Origin of the sequence: Streptomyces sp. NPDC089919, from assembly GCF_040684615.1 — a bacterium.
In the GTDB taxonomy this organism is placed as follows: domain Bacteria; phylum Actinomycetota; class Actinomycetes; order Streptomycetales; family Streptomycetaceae; genus Streptomyces.
Window position 1 is genome coordinate 1 of record NZ_JBFBGK010000041.1, and the last position, 20349, is coordinate 20349.

Consider the following 20349-nt stretch of genomic DNA (forward strand, 5'->3'; position numbering starts at 1 on the left):
GCCGATCGCCGATCGGCCGGGCCCGGGGCGGCCGGTCACAGGCCGCGCGACTCCAGCGCACGGTGGATGCCGTCGGCCAGGGCCTGGACCCGGGGCGGGGCGATCAGGGTGTGGTAGTCGCCGGGCAGCACTTCGAGGGCCGGCTCTTCGGGCAGTACCTCGTCCCAGCCGAGCGCGTCGTGTTCCGGGGCGGTGCGGGAGTCCTCACTGCGGAAGATCACCGTCGGCCCGGCCTGCGTGCCCTGCGCGGCGTACGAGCGGACGTACTCGCGCACCGCGCGCAGGTTGCTGCGGTAGACGCCGAGCATGCTCTCCAGCTCCTGCGGTCCGGCGTCCGGCTCGACCAGGCCGTGGGTGCGCAGTTCGGCCAGCAGCAGGGCCTGCCGCTCGGCCTCCGGTGCGCTGCCGGCCTCGGGGAGGGCCGGGTCGAGCCCGTACTGGGCGGCGAAGCGGTGCAGCAGCGTCGACTCCTCCAGGCCGGTCCAGAAGGGGTCGTTGCTGGTTCCGCTCTCCATCTCCTCCAGGGCCCGCGGGTTGGGGGCCGGGCTGTCTATGAGGACCAGCAGGGCCGTCTCCTGGCCCTGTTCGGCGAGCCGGCGGCTGACCTCGTGCGCGAACATGCCGCCCAGGCAGCGGCTGCCCAGCAGGTACGGGCCGCTGGGCTGGACCGCGCGGATCGCCGCGACGTAGCGCTCGGCCATCGCCCGCAGGTCCGCGACCGGTTCTTCGGTGCCGTCCAGGCCGGGGGCCTCCAGGCAGTGCACGGGGCGGTCGGCGGGCAGGGCGCGGGCCAGTTCCGCGGCCCAGACCGCGCTGCCGCGGCCGCCGTGGAAGAGGAACAGGGGCTTGCGTCCCGCTCCGGCCTTCAGCTGGACCAGCAGCTTGTGGCGCGCGGTGCGGGCCTCCTGGCGGCGCAGCAGGGCGGCCATGGCCTCCACGGTGCGGGCCTCGAAGATCTCCGAGAGGGCGAGCTTGCGGCCGAGTTCCTTGTGGATGCGGACGGTGAGCTTGACCGCGAGCAGGGAGTGGCCGCCGACGTCGAAGAAGTCGTCGGTGACGCTGAGGCCGCTGCGGTCCAGCAGTTCCTCCCACATGGTGAGCAGCGCCAGTTCCACGGAGTTGCGGGGGCCGACCGTGGTGGCGGCCGCCTGGTGGGCCGGCTCGGGCAGCGCCGCCCGGTCGACCTTGCCGTTGGGGGTGCGGGGCAGCGCCGCGAGCCGTACGAAGGCGCCGGGGACGAGCTGTTCGGCCAGCCGGTCCCGCAGGTGCTGCCGCAGCTCGGCGTCCGAGGGGTCCGCGGTCGGCGTCACCAGGTACCCGATCACGCGGTTGGCGCCGTGCGGGTCGGTGACGGGCCGGACGAAGCAGTCCTGGACGCCGGGGTGGGAGCGCAGGGCCGCGTCGATCTCGCCGAGTTCGACCCGGAACCCGTTGATCTTGATCTGGTCGTCGGTCCGCCCCAGGAAGTCGAAGGTGCCGTCGGGCAGGCGCCGCACCCGGTCGCCGGTGCGGTACAGGCGGACCGGGGTGCCGTCCGGGCCGGCGGTCTCGACGAACCGCTGGGCGGTCAGCTCGTCCTGTCCGAGGTAGCCCTCGGCCAGGCCGGGGCCGCTGACGCACAGCTCGCCCGGTACCCAGTCCGGCAGCGGCCGCAGCGCCTCGTCCCGGACGTGCAGTGCGTTGCCGCCGAGCGCGGGGCCGAGCGGGACGACCGCGCAGCGCCGGTCCAGCTCCGCGCCGTCCACCCGGTGGGCGCTGACGCCGATGGTGGTCTCGGTCGGGCCGTAGTGGTTGACCACCGCGCAGTGCGGGGCCAGTTCGGCGACCCGGTCCAGCAGCGCCCAGGTGCAGGCCTCGCCGCCGGTGATCAGGAGCCGGCGCGGGATCAGGGCGGCGGGGTCGGCGGCGGCCGTGAGGAGTGCCGTCAGGTGGGAGGGCACGATCTTGAGGCAGTCGATGCCCTCGGTCCGCATCAGCTCGCCCAGGGCGGTGGGGTCGGTGGCGGTGTCCTGGTCGACCACGTGCAGCGCGCCGCCCGAGCACAGCGCGGCCAGCAGCGCGGTGTAGCCCAGGTCGGCCGCCAGCGTGGAGACCAGGGCGAAGCGGGGCGCCGGGCCGAGGGGCAGGCGGTCCGCCGCCGCGTCGGTGTAGTGGGACAGCTGCGCGTGGCCGACCACCACGCCCTTGGGGCGGCCGGTGGTGCCGGAGGTGTAGATGACGTAGGCGGCGCCGGACTCGCGCGCCTCCGCCCGGGCGGCCGTGGCCGGCTGCACGGCGGACACGGCCCGCGGGCCGTCCTCGGGGAGCAGGCCCTCGGTGCCCGGCTCGGTCACCACGAAGCGGGCGCCGGTGTCGGCGAGTACGAAGGCCAGCCGCTCGCGGGGCTGTTCCGGGTCGACGGGCACGAAGCAGCCGCCGGCCGTGAGCACGGCGAGCATGGCGACCACCGCGTCGGTACCCCGGTGCAGGAGGAGCGGAATCCGTTCGCCGGGTTCGGCGCCCAAGGACTGGAGGTGGGCGGCCAGCGCCTGCACACGGTCGTCCAGCTGCCGGTAGGTGAGCCGCTCGGCGGCGCCGGTCAGGGCTTCGGCGTCCGGGGTCAGCGCGGCCTGCCGGGCGACGCGCAGGTGCACCGGCGTGCCCGCGGTGTGCTCCTGGGGGAACCGGCCGGCGGGCTGCTCGACGGTACCGGCGGTCAGCGGCAGCGCCGCCAGCTCGAGGTCGGTGCCGTCGGCCAGCGCCGCGAGGGCGGCGGTGTAGGCCTCGGCGAGGAGGGCCAGTTCGTACGGCCCGAAGGTGTGCGGTGCGGTCAGGCGCAGGGACAGCAGGTCGCCCCGGCGCACCCAGGTCGCCGTGAGGGTCCGCGGGGCGGCGGTGCCGCCGACCGAGCGCAGGGCCGCGGTCAGGCCGTGGACCTCGCGCGCCGGCGGCAGCTCGACGAACTCGAAGGCCGTGCCGTAGGTGGGTGCGGAGTCGGCCGGCGGGAGGTGGAAGTTCTCGTGCGCGCGGGCCTCGGCGACCGCGTCCGCCGCGGCCCGGGCCGCGGCGGAGAGCGCCGGCTGGGCGGCGGTGTCCCAGCGCACCGGCAGGGTCCGGGCCAGGGGCCCGACCGCGGTCGCCAGGTCGCTGACGCTGCGGCCGTCGGTGATCAGCCCGGTGGTGCCGGACTCCTGGTCGGCGAACCGGGCCTGCACCGCCTGCCAGACGGTCAGCAGCAGGTCCGCGACGGAGATGCCCAGGGCCGCGGCGCGTGCCCCGACCGCCGCCTGGACGGCCGCGGGCAGTTCGAGCGCGTGGGCGGGCGCCGGGCGCTCGTCGCCCGCCGGCGCGGCGTGCTCGAAGGGGAAGGGCGCTGCGGGGGCCTGCTGCCCGGCCGTGGTCCAGAACCGCCGTCCTTCGGCGGTCTCCGGGTCGTCGAGCAGCTGGAGCAGCCATTCGGCGAGGTCGGCGTACTGCAGCGGCTCCGCGTCGGCGCCGGTGGCGGGATCGGCGTAGGCGTCCAGCAGCTCGTCCGCCAGCAGGACCAGGCTCCGGGTGTCGCCCAGGAGCGCGGGCAGGCCGAGCGCCAGCGTGGCGGCCCGGTCCCCGTTCCCGAAGAGCACGGTGCGCAGCTGCGGGCCCGGGCCGGCGGCGAACCAGCGGAGCGAGACCTTGTCCAGGTGGGCGGCCAGCTCCGCGGGCCGCTCGTCGGCCGGGACGTGCGCCAGGTCCACGTGCTCGACCGGCGCCGCGGCACCCTCCGCGATCATCTGTACGGGCAGGACCAGGGACGGCGCGCGTTCCACCGTCGTACGCAGGATCTCGTGGCGCTCCGTCAGCACGGCCACCGCCCGCTCCAGCCGTGCCGCGTCGAGCGGGCCGTCCAGCACCACGGTGCACCACACCCACGGCGTGGCGTCCGCGCCGGTCAGCGCGCCGGCCTGCTGCCAGACGTGCTGCTGCTGCGGCGAGACGCGGAAGCCCTCACCGGTGGCGGTCGTTGCGTTCTCCATCACTTCTCCCCCTGGGTGTTTCCGAACGGCTCGGCCATCGCGACGAGCACCTTGCGCGGCCCCGCATAGGGCTGGCGCCCGTGCGAGGCGAGGATGTTGTCCACCAGCAGCACGTCGCCGGACTGCCAGGGCTCGGCGACCGTCTCGGCTTCGAAGGCGGCCCTGATCTCGGCCAGGTCGGCATCGGGGATCGGGCTGCCGTCGCCGAAGACGACGTTGCGCGGCAGGTCCTCCTCGGCGAAGGTCGCCAGCAGCGTCTCGCGGACCTCCGGGCCCAGGTTCGACGGGTGGAAGAGGTGGGCCTGGTTGAACCACGCCCACTCGCCGGTCCGCGGGTGGCGCACCGCCGCCTGGCAGACCTGCCGGGTGCGCAGCCGGTCCTCGTCCAGCCAGCGGTACTCGATGCCGGCCCCGCGGCAGAACCGCTCGACCTCGGCGCGGTCGGTGGTCTCGAACACCTGCTGCCACGGCAGGTCGAGACCCGCACCGTAGTTGCGCACGTACATGACGCCGTGCTCGGTGAACCGGTCGCGCAGGGCCGGGTCGAGCCGGGCGAAGACCTTGCGGTTGTCGGCCAGCGGGGTGGCGCCGCCCTCGGGGGCCGCCACCGTGCACAGGAACCAGAGCTTCATCGGCCAGGTGCTGGCGTACGCCATCTCGCTGTGCTGCGGGATGGTCTGGTCCGCCGGGTACTCGGTGGAGGTGTACACGCCGGCCGACTCGCGGCTGCGCGGGGTGGAACCGTAGACGTAGTCGAGGGTGGCCGGGGACAGCGCGGTGACCAGCTGCTCCAGTCCCTCGGCGGCGGCCACCGGGAAGCCGCGGAACAGCACCGCGCCCCGCTCGTCGAGGTGGCGGTGGACCTCGTCGCGGTTCTGCCGCAGCCACTGCGCCAGGTCGAGTCCTGGAGCGGCCGACCGCAGGACGCGCGGCAGGTCGGCGGGGCCGCCCGGCTCCACGGTCACCAGGCGGTCGGCGGCGGGGGCGGCGACCCGGCGGCGGGCTCCCGCCAGCGGGGTGCCCGGAGTGGTCCTGGGAAGCGTCGGTTGTGTCACTGAACTGCCCTCTCGAGTGCAGGGGAAGCGGTGTCAGGGTGTGGACGAGCGGCGGTCGTGCCGTCGTCGCCGGCCGTGGCGGGCGGCTCGTGGTCCTCCGTCGCGGGGTGTTCCGGCAGGGTGCGCAGGGCGCGCAGCGGGGACAGGGCGAGGAGGACGGGTGAGACGAGCAGGCCGCAGGCGGCGGCGAGGACCGCCGCCCGGAGGCCGAGGAGGGAGCCGAGGGCGCCGCCGAGCAGGGATCCGATCGGCATGGTGCCCCAGACGACCGTCCGCATGATGGAGCTGACCCGCCCCATCAGGTGGTCGGGGGTCACGGACTGCCGCAGCAGGCGTGAGGTCACGTTGTAGAGCGGGAAGCTGAGCATGAAGACGAAGTTCGCGGCGGCGGCGCCGGCCAGCGCCGGGACCGGGCCGCGGCCGGCGAGGGCGAGAAGCCACACGCCCGCCGCCGTGGCCAGGGTCGAGCCGATGAGCGAGGGGCCGGTGCCGATCCGGTCGGTGAGCGGCCGCAGCAGGGCCAGGCTGCACATCGCGCCGATGCTCCCGGTCATCACCACCGCGGCCACGCCGCCGGTACCGAGGTCCAGTTCCTTGAGGAGGAAGAGGAAGAACACCGCGAGCATGGCGTGGATGAAGACGTTGCCGACCGCGCCGGTGAGCGCCACCCAGCGCAGCAGCCGCTGCCGGGACACCCAGGCCAGGCCTTCGCGCAGTTCGGCGGTGAGCGACCGCTTCTCGGCGGCCGGTGCGGCGGGCGGTTCCTCGGCCGCGATCCCGCTCAGCAGCAGTGCGGAGGCCAGGTAGGAGACCGCGTCCACCACGATCGCGACCGGTGCGGTCAGCAGGCCGATCAGGAGCGAGGCCGCGCCGGGGCCGGCCAGGTCCGCGGTCGAGCCGGTGAACTCCAGCTTGCTGTTGCCCTCCAGGAGCTGGTCGCGGCGGACCAGGCTCGGCAGCATCGACTGGTGCGCCACGTCGAACAGCACGGCCAGCAGCCCGACCAGGAAGCCGACGGCGTAGAGCTGGCCCATGCCCAGGACGCCGAGCAGCGAGGCCACCGGGATGGTGAGCATCAGCAGGGCCCGGCCCAGGTCGGCGGCGACCAGCAGGGGCCGGCGGCGCAGCCGGTCGACCCAGACGCCGGCCAGCAGGCCGAAGCAGAGGTAGGGCAGGCGTTCGGCGGTGCCCAGCAGGCCGGTCTCGAAGGGGCCGGCGTCGAGCACCGTCACCGCGGTGAGCGGCAGGGCCAGGAGGGTGACCTGGCTGCCCAGGAGGGACACCGCCTGGGCGCCCCAGAGGAACCGGAAGTCCCGGTGCCGCAGTAGTTCACCGCCCCACAGCCGGGGTGTGGAGGTCATGTCGGCCTTCCTGTCTGATCGTCGTGGGGGCGGTTCACGGCTGGTTGCGTCGGCGGCGGACGGCGGCGAGGGAGCCGGACATCCGGTCGCCCAGTGCCGCTCTGGCCCGGCTGCGGGAGGCGGCCTCGGCGCGGCCGAGCAGGTCGTGCAGGGCCGAGAGCCGCAGGTCCGGATCGTCGGCCACGGCTCCCAGGAGGGTGCTGAGGTCCGTGGCCAGGGCGGCGGCCGTGGTGGCGGGGACCAGGTCGACCTGGTGGTGGATCAGGCCCTCGATCTGGCCGTCGCGGTCCGCCAGGTCGAGCCGGATCGGCAGCCTGGCCGGCAGGTCGTCCACGCCCAGCGCCTCCGTCTCGGTACCGGGCAGTTGCAGCGGCAGGGCGGGCGCGTCGGTGTATCCGAACCACGCCTGGACCGGCGGGCCGCCCGCTCCCCAGGCGGGGTCCCGCACCTCCTCGATGACCTTCTCGAAGGGCAGTTCCTGATGGGCGTAGGCGCCCAGCGCGGTGGCGCGGGTCCGGCGCAGCAGTTCGCGGAAGGTCGGGTCGCCGGAGCAGTCGGTGCGCAGCAGCAGGGTGTTGGCGAAGAAGCCCTGTACGCGGGCGAGTTCGGGTTGCTCGCGGTTGGCCGCCGAGGTGCCGACGGCGATGTCGTGCTGGCCGCAGAGGCGGCCGAGCAGGATCTGGTAGGCGGCGAGCAGGAACATGAACGGCGTGGTGCCGCTCTCGCGCAGCCGCGGCTCGAGTGCGGCGCGCAGCCGCGGCTCGATGGTGAACTCGTGCAGCGCGCCGCGGGCGGACGGTACCGGGTCGGCCCCGGCGGGGGCGGGCAGGTTCAGCGGTCCCAGGCCGGTGAGGGTGGTGCGCCAGTAGGCCAGGGCCTCGGCCGCCCAGGGCTGGGTGAGGCGGTGGTGCTGCCACTGTGACCAGTCGGCGTAGTGGAGTGGCGCGTCGGGCAGGTCGGGACGCCGGCCCTGGGCCTCGGCCCGGTAGCAGGCCGACAGTTCCTCGCAGAACAGGCCCATGGACCAGCCGTCGGTGATGATGTGGTGCATCGTCAGGGCCAGGACGTGCTCGTCGGCGGCGCATCGGATCAGCAGGGCGCGCAGCGGGGGTGCGGCGGCCAGGTCGAACGGCGCCGTGGTCTCCGCTTCGAGGAGGTCGCGCATCCGTGCGGTGCGCTCGTCGGGGGGCAGGGAACCGAGGTCGGTGCGGGTGAGGCTGATCCGGGCGGTGGGGTCGATCCGCTGCACGGGCTCGCCGTCGACCAGCGGGAAACTGGTGCGCAGGACCTCGTGCCGGGCGGCCAGGTGCGCCAGGGCCCGGTCGAGCGCGGCCGGATCGAGGGGGCCGCGGAGCCGCCAGACCATCGGGAGCTGGTAGCGGCCGGGCCCGGTCAGCCACTGGTCCGCCAGCCACATCTGGCGCTGGCCCGCCGAGAGCGGCGCGTCCCCGGCCGCGGGGCGGCGCGAGACCGCCGCCACGGCGGCTTCGGCCGGCGCGCCGACGCGGCGCGCGAGTTCGGCGATCGTGGGGGCCTCGAACACGGCCCGCACCGCCAGGTGGGTGCCGAACTCCCGGTTGACCGCCGAGACCAGCCGCATGGCGGTGATGGAGGTCCCGCCCAGGCCGAAGAAGTCCTCGTCCACCGCGATCCCGGAGGTCCGCAGGACCGTCTCCCACAGCCGGGTCATGCGCTCCTCGGCCGGCGTCCGGGAGCCCTCGGGCGCCCGCTCCCCGGCGGCGCGCTCCGCCGGCACCGGCAGGGTCCGTCGGTCGAGCTTGCCGTTGACGCCCACCGGCAGGGCGTCGAGCAGCACGAACTGCGTCGGCACCAGGTAGGACGGCAGGGTGGCGCGCAGGCCGTCGCGCAGCGCGCCGGTGGCCGGGGGCGCCCCGTCGGCGACCACGTAGCCGACCAGCCGCTGCTCCGCGGGCGTGTCGCCGTGCACGGCCACCAGGGCCTCCCGTACGCCGGGCAGGGCGCGCAGGGCGGTCTCGATCTCGCCGGGTTCGATGCGGAAGCCGCGGATCTTGAGCTGGGCGTCGCGGCGGCCGAGCAGGTCGACGGTGCCGTCCGGGTGCCAGCGGCCGAGGTCGCCGGTGCGGTACAGCAGCTCCTCGGGGCCGGTTCCGAACGGGTCCTCGACGAAGGCCTCGCCGGTACGGTCGGGCAGGCCGTGGTAGCCGGCCGCCAGGGCGGTGCCGCCGATGTACAACTCGCCCACGGCTCCGACCGGCTGGGGCTCCATGCCCTCGCTGAGGATCCGCACCCGGGTGCCGGGCAGCGGCCGGCCGATCGGCACCCGCTCCCCCGCCCACCCCTGGGGGACCTCGTACAGGGTGGAGTCCACGGTCGCCTCGGTGGGCCCGTAGATGTTGATCAGTTCGAGGCCGGGCATCAGCCGCTGGGTGAGCCGTACGTCGGCGGGCGCCAGGGTGTCGCCGCCGAGGACGACCCGGCGCACGCTCGGCGGCAGGGCGGCGCTGCCGTCCTCGACGGTGCGCAGCAGGCCGTGCCAGTACGCCGGCGGGACGTTGACCAGCGTGACCTGGTGGCGGGCGACCTGCTCCAGCAGTTCCTCGGGTCCCCAGGGCGCGTCCCGCAGGACCACCGAGGCGCCGGCCGCCAGCGGGGCGAGGATCTGGTCGAGGGAGGCGTCGAAGCAGAAGGAGGAGAACTGCAGGACCCGGTCGGCCGGGGTGAGGGGGGTCCGCTGCTGGAGGCGCGCCAGGTGGGCGGCGAGCGCCCGCTGCGTGACCAGCACGCCCTTGGGCCGCCCGGTGGAGCCCGAGGTGTAGATGAGGTAAGCCGGGTCGTCGGGGCCGGCCTCGCGGGGAGCGCGGTCCGGTACGGCCGAGGAGGCGGTGCCCCCCGTGAGGTCGAGTTCGATGATCCGGCCGGTGAAGCCGGGGACGGAGCCGCCCGCCGCCGTGGCCACGACCTGGGCGCCGCTGTCACCGATCATGTGGGCGAGCCGGTCGACCGGGTACTCGGGGTCGAGCGGCAGGTAGGTGGCGCCGATCCGGAGCGCCGCGAGCAGCGCGACGACCTGGGCGGCCGTCCGGCCCGCGCAGACGCCCACCGCCGTACCGGGCCGGACGCCGGCGCGGCGCAGCGTGTCCGCCGTGCGGTCCGCCAGGGTGTCGAGCTCCCGGAAGGTGTACCGGTCCGAGGGGGTCACCAGGGCGAGGGCGTCGGGGGTGGCGGCGACCCGGCTGCGGAAGACGTCCGTGAAGAGGGGGGCCGGGCCGGGGCAGGCCGGGCCTTCGCCCAGGGCGAGCACGGCCGCCCGCTCGGCCGGCGCCAGCAGCCGCAGCCGGCCCAGCGCGCAGTCGGCGTCCTCGGCCGCGTGCCGCAGCAGGGCCGCGAACTGCCCGGCCAGGCGCCCGGCCGCCGCCTCGTCGAACCGCTCGGTGTCGTACTCCAGGTAGCCGGCCAGGCCGTCCTGGCCGGTCGGCCACAGGTTGACGGCGAGGTCGGCCGTGGCGGCGCCCTGGTGGACCTCGAGTTCGGTGACCTCCAGACCGGTCAGCCGCGGCGGGCGCGGCGCCTGCTGGAGGAGGTTGAACCAGGCCTGGACGGGGGGCCGGTCGCCGGCGCCGCCGATCCCTTCGAGGACCTTCTCGAAGGGGAGTTCCTTGTGGGTGTAGGCGCCCAGCGCGGTGGCGCGGGTCCGGCGCAGCAGTTCGCGGAAAGTGGGGTCGCCGGAGCAGTCGGTGCGCAGCAGCAGCGTGTTGACGAGGTAGCCCATGGTCCGGGCCAGTTCGGGCTGTTCGCGGTTGCCCATGGGCGTGCCGACGGCGATGTCGTGGCGGCCGCTGAGCCGGCTGAGCAGGGCCTGGTAGGCGGTCAGCAGGACGGTGAAGAGCGTGGTGCCCTCGGTCCGGGCGAGCGCCTGGAGGGGCGCCACCAGGTCGGCGGGCAGCGTCACCGGCAGCAGCGCGGCGCGGGCGGGCTCCCCGGCCGACGCGGACCGCTGGGCGGGCAGTTGGAGCGGGTCGAGCCCGGCGAGGGCGGTGCGCCAGTGGGCGAGGGCTTCGGCCGCCCAGGGCTGGGCCAGGCGCCCGTGCTGCCACTGGGACCAGTCCGCGTACTGCACCGGCACCTCGGGCAGGGCCGGCTCCCGGCCCTCGGCCGCGGCCCCGTAACAGGCGGACAGCTCCTCGCAGAGCACCCCCATCGACCAGCCGTCCGTGACGATGTGGTGCAGCGTCACCACCAGGACGTGCTCCTGGTCCGCGCACCGCACCAGACGCGCGCGCACCGCCGGCGCCGCGGCCAGGTCGAAGGGGGCCGTGGTCTCGGCCGCCAGCAGGTCCCGGAGCCGCTGGGCCCGCCGGTCGGAGGGCAGCGCGCTCAGATCCGTACGGGCCAGCGGCAGGTCGGCGGTGCGGCTGATGCGCTGCACCGGCTCGCCATCGACCAGCGGGAAGGTGGTCCGCAGCGCCTCGTGGCGGGCCACGACACGCGTCAGCGCCCCTTCCAGGGCAGCCGTGTCCAGCACGCCCCGCAACTGCCACACCATCGGCAGGTGGTAGCGCCCCGGGCCGGACAGCCACTGGTCGGCGAGCCACAGCTGCCGCTGGCCCGCGGACAGCGCCACGTCCCCGGCCGCCTCGCGACGCGGCACGCCCGGCACCCGCTCGACGGCGGAGGCGCCGGCCCGGCGGGCGAGCAGCTGCCGGCGTACGGCGTCCAGGTCGGGGCGGCGGGGCGCGGCCGCGGCCCGGTGGTCCGGCGACTGCGGCCGGGTCTCGGGTTGGGGCTGGTCGAGCATGGGATCACCCTCCGTACGGGCGTCGGTCGATGGGGTGCGGTGCGGCGGGGGCTGCCCCGGCAGGGGGCCGCGCACTCAGCGCCGGGGCAGCAGGAGCGTGGCGAGGAAGGCGGGGAAGTCGGGCGCCTGGACGAACATGTGGCCGCCGGGCCGGGTCGCGGTCTCGAAGGCGCCGGAGACCAGCGCGCCCCAGGCGGCCACCCGGTCGGGGGTGGCGACCGGGTCGGCCAGCCCCGCGAGCGCGGTGACCGGGCGGTCGACGGCCGGTCCGGGCCGGTGGACGTGGGTCGTGCAGACCTCGATGTCGGCCCGCAGGGTCGGCAGCATCAGGCGGACGAGCTCGGGGTCCACGTCCCGGGGCATCCCGCCGAGTTCACGGAACCAGTGCACGATCTCCTCGTCGGTGCCCGCGCGCAGCAGCGGCCGCTCGAAGGCCGCCGCGGGTGAGGCGCATCCGGAGAGGACCAGCCGCTCGGGCAGCGCGGCACCCCGGGCGGCCAGCGCCTGGTACAGCTCGTAGCCGAGCAGGGCGCCCATGCTGTGCCCGAAGAGGACGTACGGCTCGGGGTCGAGGCGGGTCAGGGCGTCGGCCATCGGCGGGATGAGCTCCGCCAGGGAGCGGAGCGCCGGCTCGGCGAGCCGGTTCTCGCGGCCCGGCAGCTGGAAGGCCCACACCTCCACGTCGGCCGGCATGGCCGCCACCCAGCCGTGGAAGGCTCCGGCCGCACCTCCCGCGTAGGGGGCAACGATCAGGCGCAGCCTGGCATCCGGTCGGGGGGCGAGGCACTTGAGCCATCGGTCCGGTGCGCAGGGGCCGGTCATCGGTGGTCGTCCTCGGTCATCAGGTCGGCGATCTCCTCGTCGGAGAGGGCCGCGATCTCGTCCCGGATCTCCAGCATCTGCTCCAGGAAGCCGGTCTCCGGGGCGCGTGCGACGACGACCGCGGTCAGGGCGCCGACCGAGGGGTGGTCGAAGACGTCGGCGACGGAGAGGGGGACCTGCAGCTCGTCCGAGAGGCGGGCGGCGAGCCGGGTCGCCAGCAGGGAGTGTCCGCCGAGGTCGAAGAAGTTGTCCTGTCGGCCGATCCGCTCCACGCCGAGCATCCGCGACCAGATCTCGGCGACCCAGTCGCCGATCCGGTCCTCGGTGCTGAGGCCCGCGGTGGGCCGGGGCGATGCGGCGGCCGCGGATGCGGTGAACGGGGCGGGCGGCGCGATGGCCGGGGCGGGGGCGGGCGGTGCGGGGCGCGGGACGGCGGCCGGCTCCTCGATCCAGTGGCGCTGCCGCTCGAAGGCGTAGCCGGGCAGCGGGGTGCGGCGGGCGTCCTGGTCCGGGCCGACCGCGGCCCAGTCGACGCGGGCCCCGGCCGTCCAGGCCTGGCCGACGGCGGCCAGCAGCGTCTCCCGGTCGGGGCGCTGGTCGGAGCGGTGCCCGAGCGCGTGGGTGATGCGGTGTCCGGGGCGGCGGCCCGGTACGGCGCGCAGGTGGCCGGCCAGGGTGCCGCCGGGGCCGACCTCCATGACGAGCAGGTCGCCGGCCGCCAGCAGGGTGGCCGCGGCGTCGCCGAACCGTACCGGTTCACGGAGCTGGCGCACCCAGTAGGCGGGGTCGGTGATCTCCTCGGCCGTCGCCCAGGTACCGGTGAGGGTGGAGACGAGGGGGATCTCGGGCGCCCTCAGCGTGATCCGCCCGACCTCTGCGGCGAACTCCGCGAGGACGGGGTCCAGCGCCGCGGAGTGGAAGGCGTGCGAGGTCTGCAGCGGGCGGGCCTCGATGCCGGCCGCCGTCAGGCGGTCCCGGACCGCCGCGACGGCCGAGGTCGGACCGCTGAGCACCACCGCCTCGGGTGCGTTGACGGCGGCGATCTCCACCCCATCGCCCAGCAACGGCCGCAGGACCTCGACACCGGCCCGGGCCGCGAGCATGGCGCCGGGCGGCAGCTGCCTGATGAGGCGGCCGCGGACGGAGATCAGCCGGACGGCGTCGGCGAGGTCGAGGACGCCGGCCAGACAGGCCGCGGTGTACTCGCCGAGGCTGTGGCCGACCAGCGCGGCCGGCTGCACGCCGAGGGCCATGAGCTGCTGGGCGAGGGCGTACTGGACGGTGAAGAGGGCGGCCTGCGCGAGGTCGGTGCGGGCCAGCCGCTGTGCCGCCGCCTCGTCGTGGCCGGCCGGGTGCAGCAGCGTGCGGATGTCCAGGCCGAGTTCGGGGTGGAAGGCCTCGGCGCACTCGTCGACCAGCTCCCGGAACTCCCGCCGTCCCGCGTAGAGCTGCCGGGCCATGCCGGGGTACTGGCTGCCCTGGCCGGCGAAGGCGAAGGCCGTGCCGACGACCGCGTCGACCGCCACGTCCGGGTCCGCGGGCTGCTCGCGCAGCGCGCGGGCCGCCTCGGTGCGGGAGGCCGCGACCACGGACCGCCGTACGCCGAACTCGCGCCGGCCGGTCTGCAGGGTGCGGGCGACGTCGGCCGGCTGGAGGTCCGGGTCGGCGTCCAGCCGGTCGGCGAGGCGGCGGGCCGCCTCGGCGAGCGCTTCGCCGGAGCGGGCCGAGAGCGGCAGGACGACCGCTTCCGGCGTCCCGGTCCGCGGCGCCTCGGCGGGCGCCTCTTCCAGGATGACGTGGGCGTTGGTGCCGCCCATGCCGAAGGAGCTGACGCCCGCCCGGCGCGGCCCCTCCGACTCCCACGGCCGGCGTTCGGTGGTGACGTAGAAGGGGGTGCGGTCCAGGTCGAGCATCGGGTTCGGCTGCTCGAAATGCGGCAGCGGCGGGAGTTCGGCGGCCTTCAGTGCCATCACGGCCTTGATGAAGCCGGCCACGCCGGCCGCCGCGTCGAGGTGTCCGATGTTGGGCTTCGCCGAGCCGAGCGCGCAGAAACCGGTGCGGTCCGTCCCCGCCCGGAAGGCCTCGGTCAGGGCCGCCACCTCGATCGGGTCGCCCAGCCGGGTCCCGGTCCCGTGGGTCTCCAGGTATCCGATGGTGTCAGGGGCGACCCCGGCGGCGGCCTGGGCCTGGGCGATGACCCGCGCCTGGCCGTCCACGCTGGGAGCGGTGTAACCGACCTTCAGGGCGCCGTCGTTGTTGACCGCACCGCCCTTGATGACGGCGTGTACGTGGTCGCCGTCCGCGAGGGCGTCGGCCAGGCGCTTGAGGACCACGGCGCCGACGCCGTTGCCCGGTACGGTGCCCTGGGCCCGGGCGTCGAAGCTGCGGCAGTGGCCGTCCGGCGAGGTGATGCCGCCGGGCTCGTAGTGGTAACCGCCGCGCAGCGGCAGGGTGACGCTGACTCCGCCGGCCAGCGCCACGTCGCACTGCCGGGCGAGCAGCGCATGGCAGGCCGTGACGATCGCCACCAGCGACGAGGAGCAGGCGGTCTGCACGTTCAGGCTCGGGCCGTGCAGGTCCAGGGCGTAGGAGATGCGGGTGGCCAGGTGGTCCCGCTCGTTGGCCAGGGCGAGCGACAACTCACCCATCTCCGCGACGAGTTCACGGTTGGGCAGCAGGTTGCGCCGTAGGTAGTCGGGCTGCGAGCCGCCGACGTACACGCCGATCGCACCGGAGTACCGCTGGTAGTCGCAACCGGCGTGCTCCAGGGCGGTGTGCGCGCATTCCAGCAGGACCCGCTGCTGGGGGTCGGTGAGGGCGGCGTCGCGCGGGCTCAGGCCGAAGAACCCGGCGTCGAACCGGTCGGCGTCGTCGAGGACCCCCTTCGCACCGACCGGGTGGCCGCCGGTGACGGTCCGGCCCTTCTGCTCGTCGGTGGCGAACTGGGCGATGGTCTCCCGGCCCTGCCGGACGTTCTCCCAGAACTCGTCGATGGAGGCCGCGCCCGGGAACCGGCCGGCCATGCCGATGACCGCGATGTCGAACCCGCGGGAATCTGTTGGGAACACGAGCTTTGCCTCACTGGACGGGGTGGGAAGGGCAGGGCGGGGGCCGCCGTGGCGCGGCCACGGCGGTGTACGGAGCGGGATGGGTCAGGAGTGGCCGGGGAGCCCGGCGGCCTGTGCGGCCATCTTGGGCCGGATGCTGTCGGCGAAGGACCGGATGGTGGGGTACCGGAAGAGGTCCACGGTCGCGAACTCGACGCTCAGGTCCTGCTGGAGGCGGCCGGAGAGCAGCGCGAGCAGCATCGAGTCGCCGCCGATGTCGAAGAAGCCGTCGTCCAGGCCGCAGTGGTCCAGGCCCAGCACCTCCAGCCAGGCCTGCTGGATGCGACGCTCCAGCCCACCGGCGGAGGGGAGGCCGGTGCCGGCGGCGGGCAGGCCAGGTGCCGGGGTGGGCAGGCCGGTCCCGGCGGCCGGCAGACCGGTCCCGGCCGCGGGGAGGCCGGTCGGCGTGGCGGGCAGGCCGGTGCCGGCCGCCGGCAGGCCCGTGCCCGTGCCGGGCGCGGCGGTCGTCGTGGCGGGCGGGGCCGTGGCCGCCGCCCCGGCCGCCGCGCCTCCGAGGGCCAGCCGTTCGAGGGCGCGCCGGTCCACCTTGCCGTTGGCCGTGACCGGGAGCGCCGTGACCGCCGTCCAGAGGGCCGGCCGGGAGTGCGCCGGCAGCCGATCCGCGACCCACGTCCGCAGGGCGGGCAGCAGGTCGGCCGGGGCCACCACCGCGGCCAGCAGCCGCTTGTCGGCGGCGTGTTCACCGACGACCGTCACCACGCAGTCCCCGACCTCGGGGTGCTCGGCCAGGCAGCGCTCGATCTCGCCGGGCTCCACCCGGAAACCGCGGATCTTGACCTGGTCGTCCCGGCGGCCGACGAACCGGAGCCGCCCCGCGGCGTCCCAGTGCACCAGGTCGCCGGTGCGGTACAGGCGTTCGCCGCCGGGGCCGGCTCCGAATGCGGCCTGCTCCTGCTCGCCGGCACCGAGGTACCCGAGGGCCAGCCCCAGGCCGCCGGTGTGGAGCTCGCCGACCTCGCCGTCGGCGACCGGGGCGCCGGCGGCGTCCAGGACGTGCACGGTCGTGCCGCTGATCGGACGGCCGATCGGCAGTGGTTCGTCGATGTCCGCGGCCGAGTCGACGTGGTGGACGGTGGTGAAGGTGGTGTTCTCGGTCGGACCGTAGCCGTTGGTCACCCGCAGCCCGGGGTAGCGCTCGACCAGGCGGCGCACCTGCTCGACCGGGACCACGTCACCGCCCGTGATCACCTGCCGGACCTGGCCGAACGCCGTCGGCTCGAGGTCCACGACCAGCCGGAACAGGCCTGCCGTCAGCCACAGCACCGAGATCCGCTCGGTCCGGAGGAAGTCGGCGATCTCCCGGGGGCCCGGGACGCCTGCCGGATGCACGACCAGCGTGCCACCGTTGGCAAGCGGAGCGAAGACCTCGAGCGTGGACGCGTCGAAGGCGAGCGGCGCCAGTCGGAGGAAGCGCTCACCGGCCCCGCAGCGTACGTAGTCGGGCTCGGCGACCAGCCGGACCACGGCCCGGTGCGGGATTGCGACCCCCTTGGGCAGGCCGGTCGAACCCGAGGTGAAGCTCACGTAGGCGAGGTCGTCGCCCGCGGCGCGGTGCGCGGGCGGAACCGGCGCCGCGGGGTCCGCGGCGGAGGGCGTCCACACCTCGACGGCCACGCAGCCGGCCGGGGCAGACCCCATGATCCTCTCGGCGGCGCCGGCCTCGGCCAGCACCGCACGGGGCGCGCCGACCTCGAGGATCCGCCCGAGCCGCGCCGGCGGCTGCTCCGCGTCGACGGCCACGTACCCGGCACCGGCCCGCAGGACACCGAGCAGTGCGACCGTCTCCGCGGCCGACCGGGACAGGGACAGCGCGACGGTGTCCCGCGGGCCCACTCCGGCCCGCACCAGGGCGGCCGACTGCTCGGCGGCAGCCCGCGCCAACTCGCGGTAGGTCAGGCTGATCCCGGCTCCCGGGTCGACGACCGCCGCGCGGTCCGGGTGCGCCGCGACGGCGGCTTCGAAGAGTTCCCAGATCCCGGACGGGGTGCCGGTCGCCGACTCCAGATCCTGCATGACGTCTCTCCCCTGAGGCAGGTGTGATCGTCCCGCCGGCGGCGGGATCGCTGAGAAATGAGTGGGATGCCCGGTGCGTTGCATGCCGCCGGGCCGGCGCACGGGTGAGGGGCCCTCGCCGCGGCAGCCGGCCGCCGTCGGCCGGCCCGCCGGGGGGGGCGCTCAGCGCTCCTGCCTCGGACCGATTCCGGGCAGGGCGGGGCCGGGCCACCGCCCGGAAACCTGCCCGGACGGGCCCTGCTGGAAGGCGGCGCGGGTGGCACCCGTCGCCGGGGACTGTCTGGAAAGGCGGCGGCCACCGACTCGGCCGCCGCCGGCGACTACTGGACGCGTGCCAGGGTTTCGGCCAGCGCGCGCCAGATCTCCTTCGAGAGGTCCACGTTGGCTCGGCCCTCGGCCTCCTCGGCCAGACGGCGCAGACCCTCGATGCCCTGGGTGCGCTCGCCGCCGAGGATGCGCAGCTGGCTGCGCAGGACGTCCCAGGCCAGGCGGTCCTGGTAGGCGAGCAGCAGGTCCTGCTCGTCGAGGCTGTCGAGCAGCCTGCGGGACTCGTCCAAGTCGTCCCGCTGGAAGTTCAGTTGGGCCGTCAGCAGGGTGTGCTCCTGACGGTGCAGCGGAGTGCCGATGAGGTCGATCGCGGGCGCCGCCTCGGCGAGGCAGCGCTCGGCGGCCTCGAGCCGGCGGGGGGACATCTGCAGGCTCAGCGAGGCCGCGGCGAGCCGCAGTCGCAGCCAGAGCAGTGGGTTGGTACGGCTGTCCAGCGATGCCAGGGCCTTGTCCAGCCGCTCGGCGGCGCCGGTGTAGTCGCTGTTGCGCAGGTTGACGTGGGCTGCGGTCCACAGCGCTTCGGCGTGCAGCACCTCGCCGCCCCGGTCTGCGATCTCCTCGAGCTCGACCGCGTGCGCCTGGGCCTCCGCCAGGTCGCCGACCGCCACCTCGGTGGAGATCAGCACCATCAGGGCGCCGGCCCGGTCACCCGGCGGCAGGTCGTGCTCGGTCGTGATCGCCAGCGCCTCCCGGGCCGTCTCGTGGGCCTTCTCCATCTGCCCGAGCGCCCGTTCGCAGCGCGCGAGGTGGAGCCGAGAGTAGGCGCGGGCCTCGGGTACGTCGAAACGGTCCGACAGCCGCACCATCCGGACGAGGTTGTCCCGCTCCAGGTCGCCGGCGCCCCGCTGCCGATGGTGTTCGGCGAGCAGGCGCAGGGCCTGCCAGCGCACGGCCGCGTCGTCCCCGTCGGACTCCGTCGCCAGTGCGGTCTCCAGCAGGTGCACCGCCCGGGCCTGGTCCTCGGTGGCGGAGGCGGCGGTCACGGCCTGCGCGACCGGGTCGACGACCGTCCCCTTGAAGGTGTCGGGGCTGACGGACAGGCGCTCGGAGAGGTACTCGATCGCCCGCGCCGTGGGCGGTCGCGCCCCCGACTCCAGTCGGGAGAGGTACCCGGCGGAGAGGCCTTCCCCGGCCAACTGCTGCTGGGAGAGTCCGAGTTTGACTCTGAGCTCACGCAGGCGCGCCCCGAACTCAGGCTGCTGAAGCGACATCGCCGCCCCTTCTTCAACTCTCGATTGACATGACCACCCCCGCTTGTCGGGTCGGGTCCCCGACCCCAGCACCTTGCCATTGTTGCCAAGGTTGGCATCATCTGGCAAACCTCCAGCTCACCACCGCTGGGGCGGGCTACGGCCAGCCGATCTCGGAGGCCACGACGACCGTGTGCGCCGGCTGCGCCTGGGCCTCGGTCGCCTGCATGGCGAGCATGGCGGAGAGCAGGACGGTCAGGCCGAAGGTGGCCCGGAGCAGGTAGCGCATGACGTTCATCTTTCGGTTTGGAGCTGCGGCGTCGAGCGACAGCGCCAACCGGCCCCCGCCCGATGCCCCGGGCGATGTTCCCGCCCGGACATCCAGAGACTATCCAGCCAGGACAGAGATTGGCAAGATCCCACCGAAGTAACTTGCCTAACTTGGCAAGTCTTGGCACGGCTGTGCCTAGCCGGGTAATCCACCTGTCGGTGCAGGGCCGCGGGGAGTCGGAGGGGCGTCGAACCGGACCGGACCGGACGCCCGCACCGCACCGCACCGCACCGCACCGGCGAAGAGGGCGGGGCCAGACTCACCGCGGCCCCTCCGGCGCCGCCCCCGTTAGGGTGCGTGCAGCCGGGATCTTGGTCGCGGCGCGGGAGTCGGACCCGGCTCCGGCATCCTTCCGACGCAGGAGCACCTGATGACACGCTCGCTCGACGGCCTCGTCTTCTTCCCGGTGGCCGACCAGGCCCCGGGCCAGGTCGGCCGGCGGACCCGGTTCACCTACCACCAGGAGGGCGCCCGGATATGGGCCGAGTACGCCGGCGGCGATGTCACGCGGGGGTTCCTCGTGGGCACCCGCGCGGGCGACACCCTGGACTTCCGCTACGTCCAGCTCCGCTCCGACGACACCACCGCCTCGGGCCACTGCACCTCGCTCGTCGTCGAACTCCCCGACGGCCGGCTCCGCCTCGAAGAGACGTGGACCTGGGAGTCCCGGGCGGGCAGCGGCACCAGCACGGTCGAACAGTCCGCGTAACCGGCGGCTTCGGGCGACGTACCGCGAGTACGGCGGCGCGGTGCGCGCCCGCCCCGCAGTACGGTCGCCGGCACGCCGGAACGGCAGAGCCCGCCCCGGCGCACAGTCCCCGGGGCGGGCCCTCAGCTATCTACGGCTGTTTGCAGCGCCGGTCGGTCAGGCGGCGGCGAGGCTGATCTGGTCGTTGAAGACCACCCACTTCTGGCCCTGGTCCGCCCCGTCGCACGGCTTCGTGCCGACGTTCGGCGTGCCCCACGCGTTGGCCAGGCAGTAGGCCGGGGCGAGGGTGAGCGCGATCTGCTGGCCCGCCACGTTCCAGTACTGCCCCTGGTCGTTGGGGTTGCACGGCTTGGTGGAGACGCCCTGGGTGCCCCAGGCGTTGGCCAGACAGTAGTTGCGGTCGCCGGCCAGCGCGATCTGGTTGCCCGAGACGACCCAGTGCTGACCGCGGTCCGCCGGGTCGCACGGCTTCGAGGAGATGTTCGGCGTCCCCCATGCGTTGGCCAGGCAGTACCGGCCGGGGACGGCGGCCTGCGGCGCGGCCGCGCCCGCCGTGCCGCAGGGAAGCAGGGCCGCGGCCAGGGCCAGCGCAGCGACGGCGACGTTCTGGCGGAGGGTCATTCCCATCATGCGGATTTCCGTTC

Annotated in this window: 11 protein-coding genes; 1 reads left to right on the forward strand and 10 read right to left on the reverse strand. The window is 75.1% G+C overall.

Going from position 1 to position 20349, the window contains the following annotated elements:
• Window positions 1-35: 35 nt before the first annotated feature.
• The 9 genes from AB0O40_RS18290 to AB0O40_RS18330 all read right to left on the reverse strand — a co-directional run bounded on the left by AB0O40_RS18290 (window position 36) and on the right by AB0O40_RS18330 (window position 18954).
• Complete coding sequence (locus tag AB0O40_RS18290; protein WP_365042140.1) at window positions 36-3992, reverse strand: amino acid adenylation domain-containing protein; 3957 nt, start codon at window positions 3990-3992, stop codon at window positions 36-38.
• Window positions 3992-5047, reverse strand: a complete 1056-nt coding sequence (locus AB0O40_RS18295; RefSeq protein WP_365042143.1) for a TauD/TfdA family dioxygenase — start codon at window positions 5045-5047, stop codon at window positions 3992-3994. The genes AB0O40_RS18290 and AB0O40_RS18295 overlap by 1 nt, the downstream gene beginning before the upstream one ends.
• Window positions 5044-6408, reverse strand: a complete 1365-nt coding sequence (locus tag AB0O40_RS18300; protein ID WP_365042145.1) for an MFS transporter — start codon at window positions 6406-6408, stop codon at window positions 5044-5046. Before AB0O40_RS18300 ends, AB0O40_RS18295 begins: the two co-directional genes overlap by 4 nt.
• 34 nt (window positions 6409-6442) lie before the next feature.
• Entirely contained in the window at window positions 6443-11185 is a 4743-nt protein-coding gene (locus tag AB0O40_RS18305; RefSeq protein WP_365042148.1) for an amino acid adenylation domain-containing protein, read from the reverse strand.
• 75 nt (window positions 11186-11260) lie between these two features.
• A complete protein-coding gene (locus AB0O40_RS18310; RefSeq protein WP_365042151.1) occupies window positions 11261-12007 on the reverse strand; it encodes an alpha/beta fold hydrolase in 747 nt (248 codons plus the stop codon).
• On the reverse strand, window positions 12004-15075 hold the full coding sequence (locus tag AB0O40_RS18315) for a beta-ketoacyl synthase N-terminal-like domain-containing protein (RefSeq protein WP_365042154.1): 3072 nt from the start codon (window positions 15073-15075) through the stop codon (window positions 12004-12006). The genes AB0O40_RS18310 and AB0O40_RS18315 overlap by 4 nt, the downstream gene beginning before the upstream one ends.
• Before the next feature lie 84 nt (window positions 15076-15159).
• A complete protein-coding gene (locus AB0O40_RS18320) occupies window positions 15160-17148 on the reverse strand; it encodes a non-ribosomal peptide synthetase (protein ID WP_365042157.1) in 1989 nt (662 codons plus the stop codon).
• A gap of 320 nt (window positions 17149-17468) precedes the next feature.
• The gene (locus AB0O40_RS18325) at window positions 17469-18686 is read right to left on the reverse strand and encodes a helix-turn-helix domain-containing protein (RefSeq protein WP_365042160.1); all 1218 of its coding nucleotides are present in this window, start codon (window positions 18684-18686) and stop codon (window positions 17469-17471) included.
• A 136-nt stretch (window positions 18687-18822) separates the two neighbouring features.
• The gene (locus AB0O40_RS18330; RefSeq protein ID WP_365042163.1) at window positions 18823-18954 is read right to left on the reverse strand and encodes a hypothetical protein; all 132 of its coding nucleotides are present in this window, start codon (window positions 18952-18954) and stop codon (window positions 18823-18825) included.
• A 412-nt stretch (window positions 18955-19366) separates the two neighbouring features.
• Between AB0O40_RS18330 and AB0O40_RS18335 the strand changes: the two genes are divergently transcribed.
• Window positions 19367-19705 carry a hypothetical protein gene (locus AB0O40_RS18335; protein ID WP_365042166.1) on the forward strand — a complete coding sequence of 113 codons (339 nt, stop codon included), beginning with the start codon at window positions 19367-19369 and terminating at the stop codon, window positions 19703-19705.
• Window positions 19706-19861: 156 nt separating this feature from the next.
• Here the strand turns inward: AB0O40_RS18335 and AB0O40_RS18340 are convergent, their stop codons facing one another.
• Window positions 19862-20335, reverse strand: coding sequence for a ricin-type beta-trefoil lectin domain protein (locus tag AB0O40_RS18340; RefSeq protein ID WP_365042168.1), 474 nt, complete (start codon window positions 20333-20335; stop codon window positions 19862-19864).
• Window positions 20336-20349 lie beyond the last annotated feature (14 nt).

Excerpts from the sequence above, each read along its gene's own strand:
- AB0O40_RS18330 (WP_365042163.1), bottom strand. The coding sequence starts at position 18,954 with ATGCGCTACCTGCTCCGGGCCACCTTCGGCCTGACCGTCCTGCTCTCC.
- AB0O40_RS18335 (WP_365042166.1), top strand. The coding sequence starts at position 19,367 with ATGACACGCTCGCTCGACGGCCTCGTCTTCTTCCCGGTGGCCGACCAG.
- AB0O40_RS18305 (WP_365042148.1), bottom strand. The coding sequence starts at position 11,185 with ATGCTCGACCAGCCCCAACCCGAGACCCGGCCGCAGTCGCCGGACCAC.
- AB0O40_RS18325 (WP_365042160.1), bottom strand. The coding sequence starts at position 18,686 with ATGTCGCTTCAGCAGCCTGAGTTCGGGGCGCGCCTGCGTGAGCTCAGA.
- AB0O40_RS18310 (WP_365042151.1), bottom strand. The coding sequence starts at position 12,007 with ATGACCGGCCCCTGCGCACCGGACCGATGGCTCAAGTGCCTCGCCCCC.
- AB0O40_RS18300 (WP_365042145.1), bottom strand. The coding sequence starts at position 6,408 with ATGACCTCCACACCCCGGCTGTGGGGCGGTGAACTACTGCGGCACCGG.
- AB0O40_RS18320 (WP_365042157.1), bottom strand. The coding sequence starts at position 17,148 with ATGCAGGATCTGGAGTCGGCGACCGGCACCCCGTCCGGGATCTGGGAA.
- AB0O40_RS18290 (WP_365042140.1), bottom strand. The coding sequence starts at position 3,992 with ATGGAGAACGCAACGACCGCCACCGGTGAGGGCTTCCGCGTCTCGCCG.
- AB0O40_RS18340 (WP_365042168.1), bottom strand. The coding sequence starts at position 20,335 with ATGATGGGAATGACCCTCCGCCAGAACGTCGCCGTCGCTGCGCTGGCC.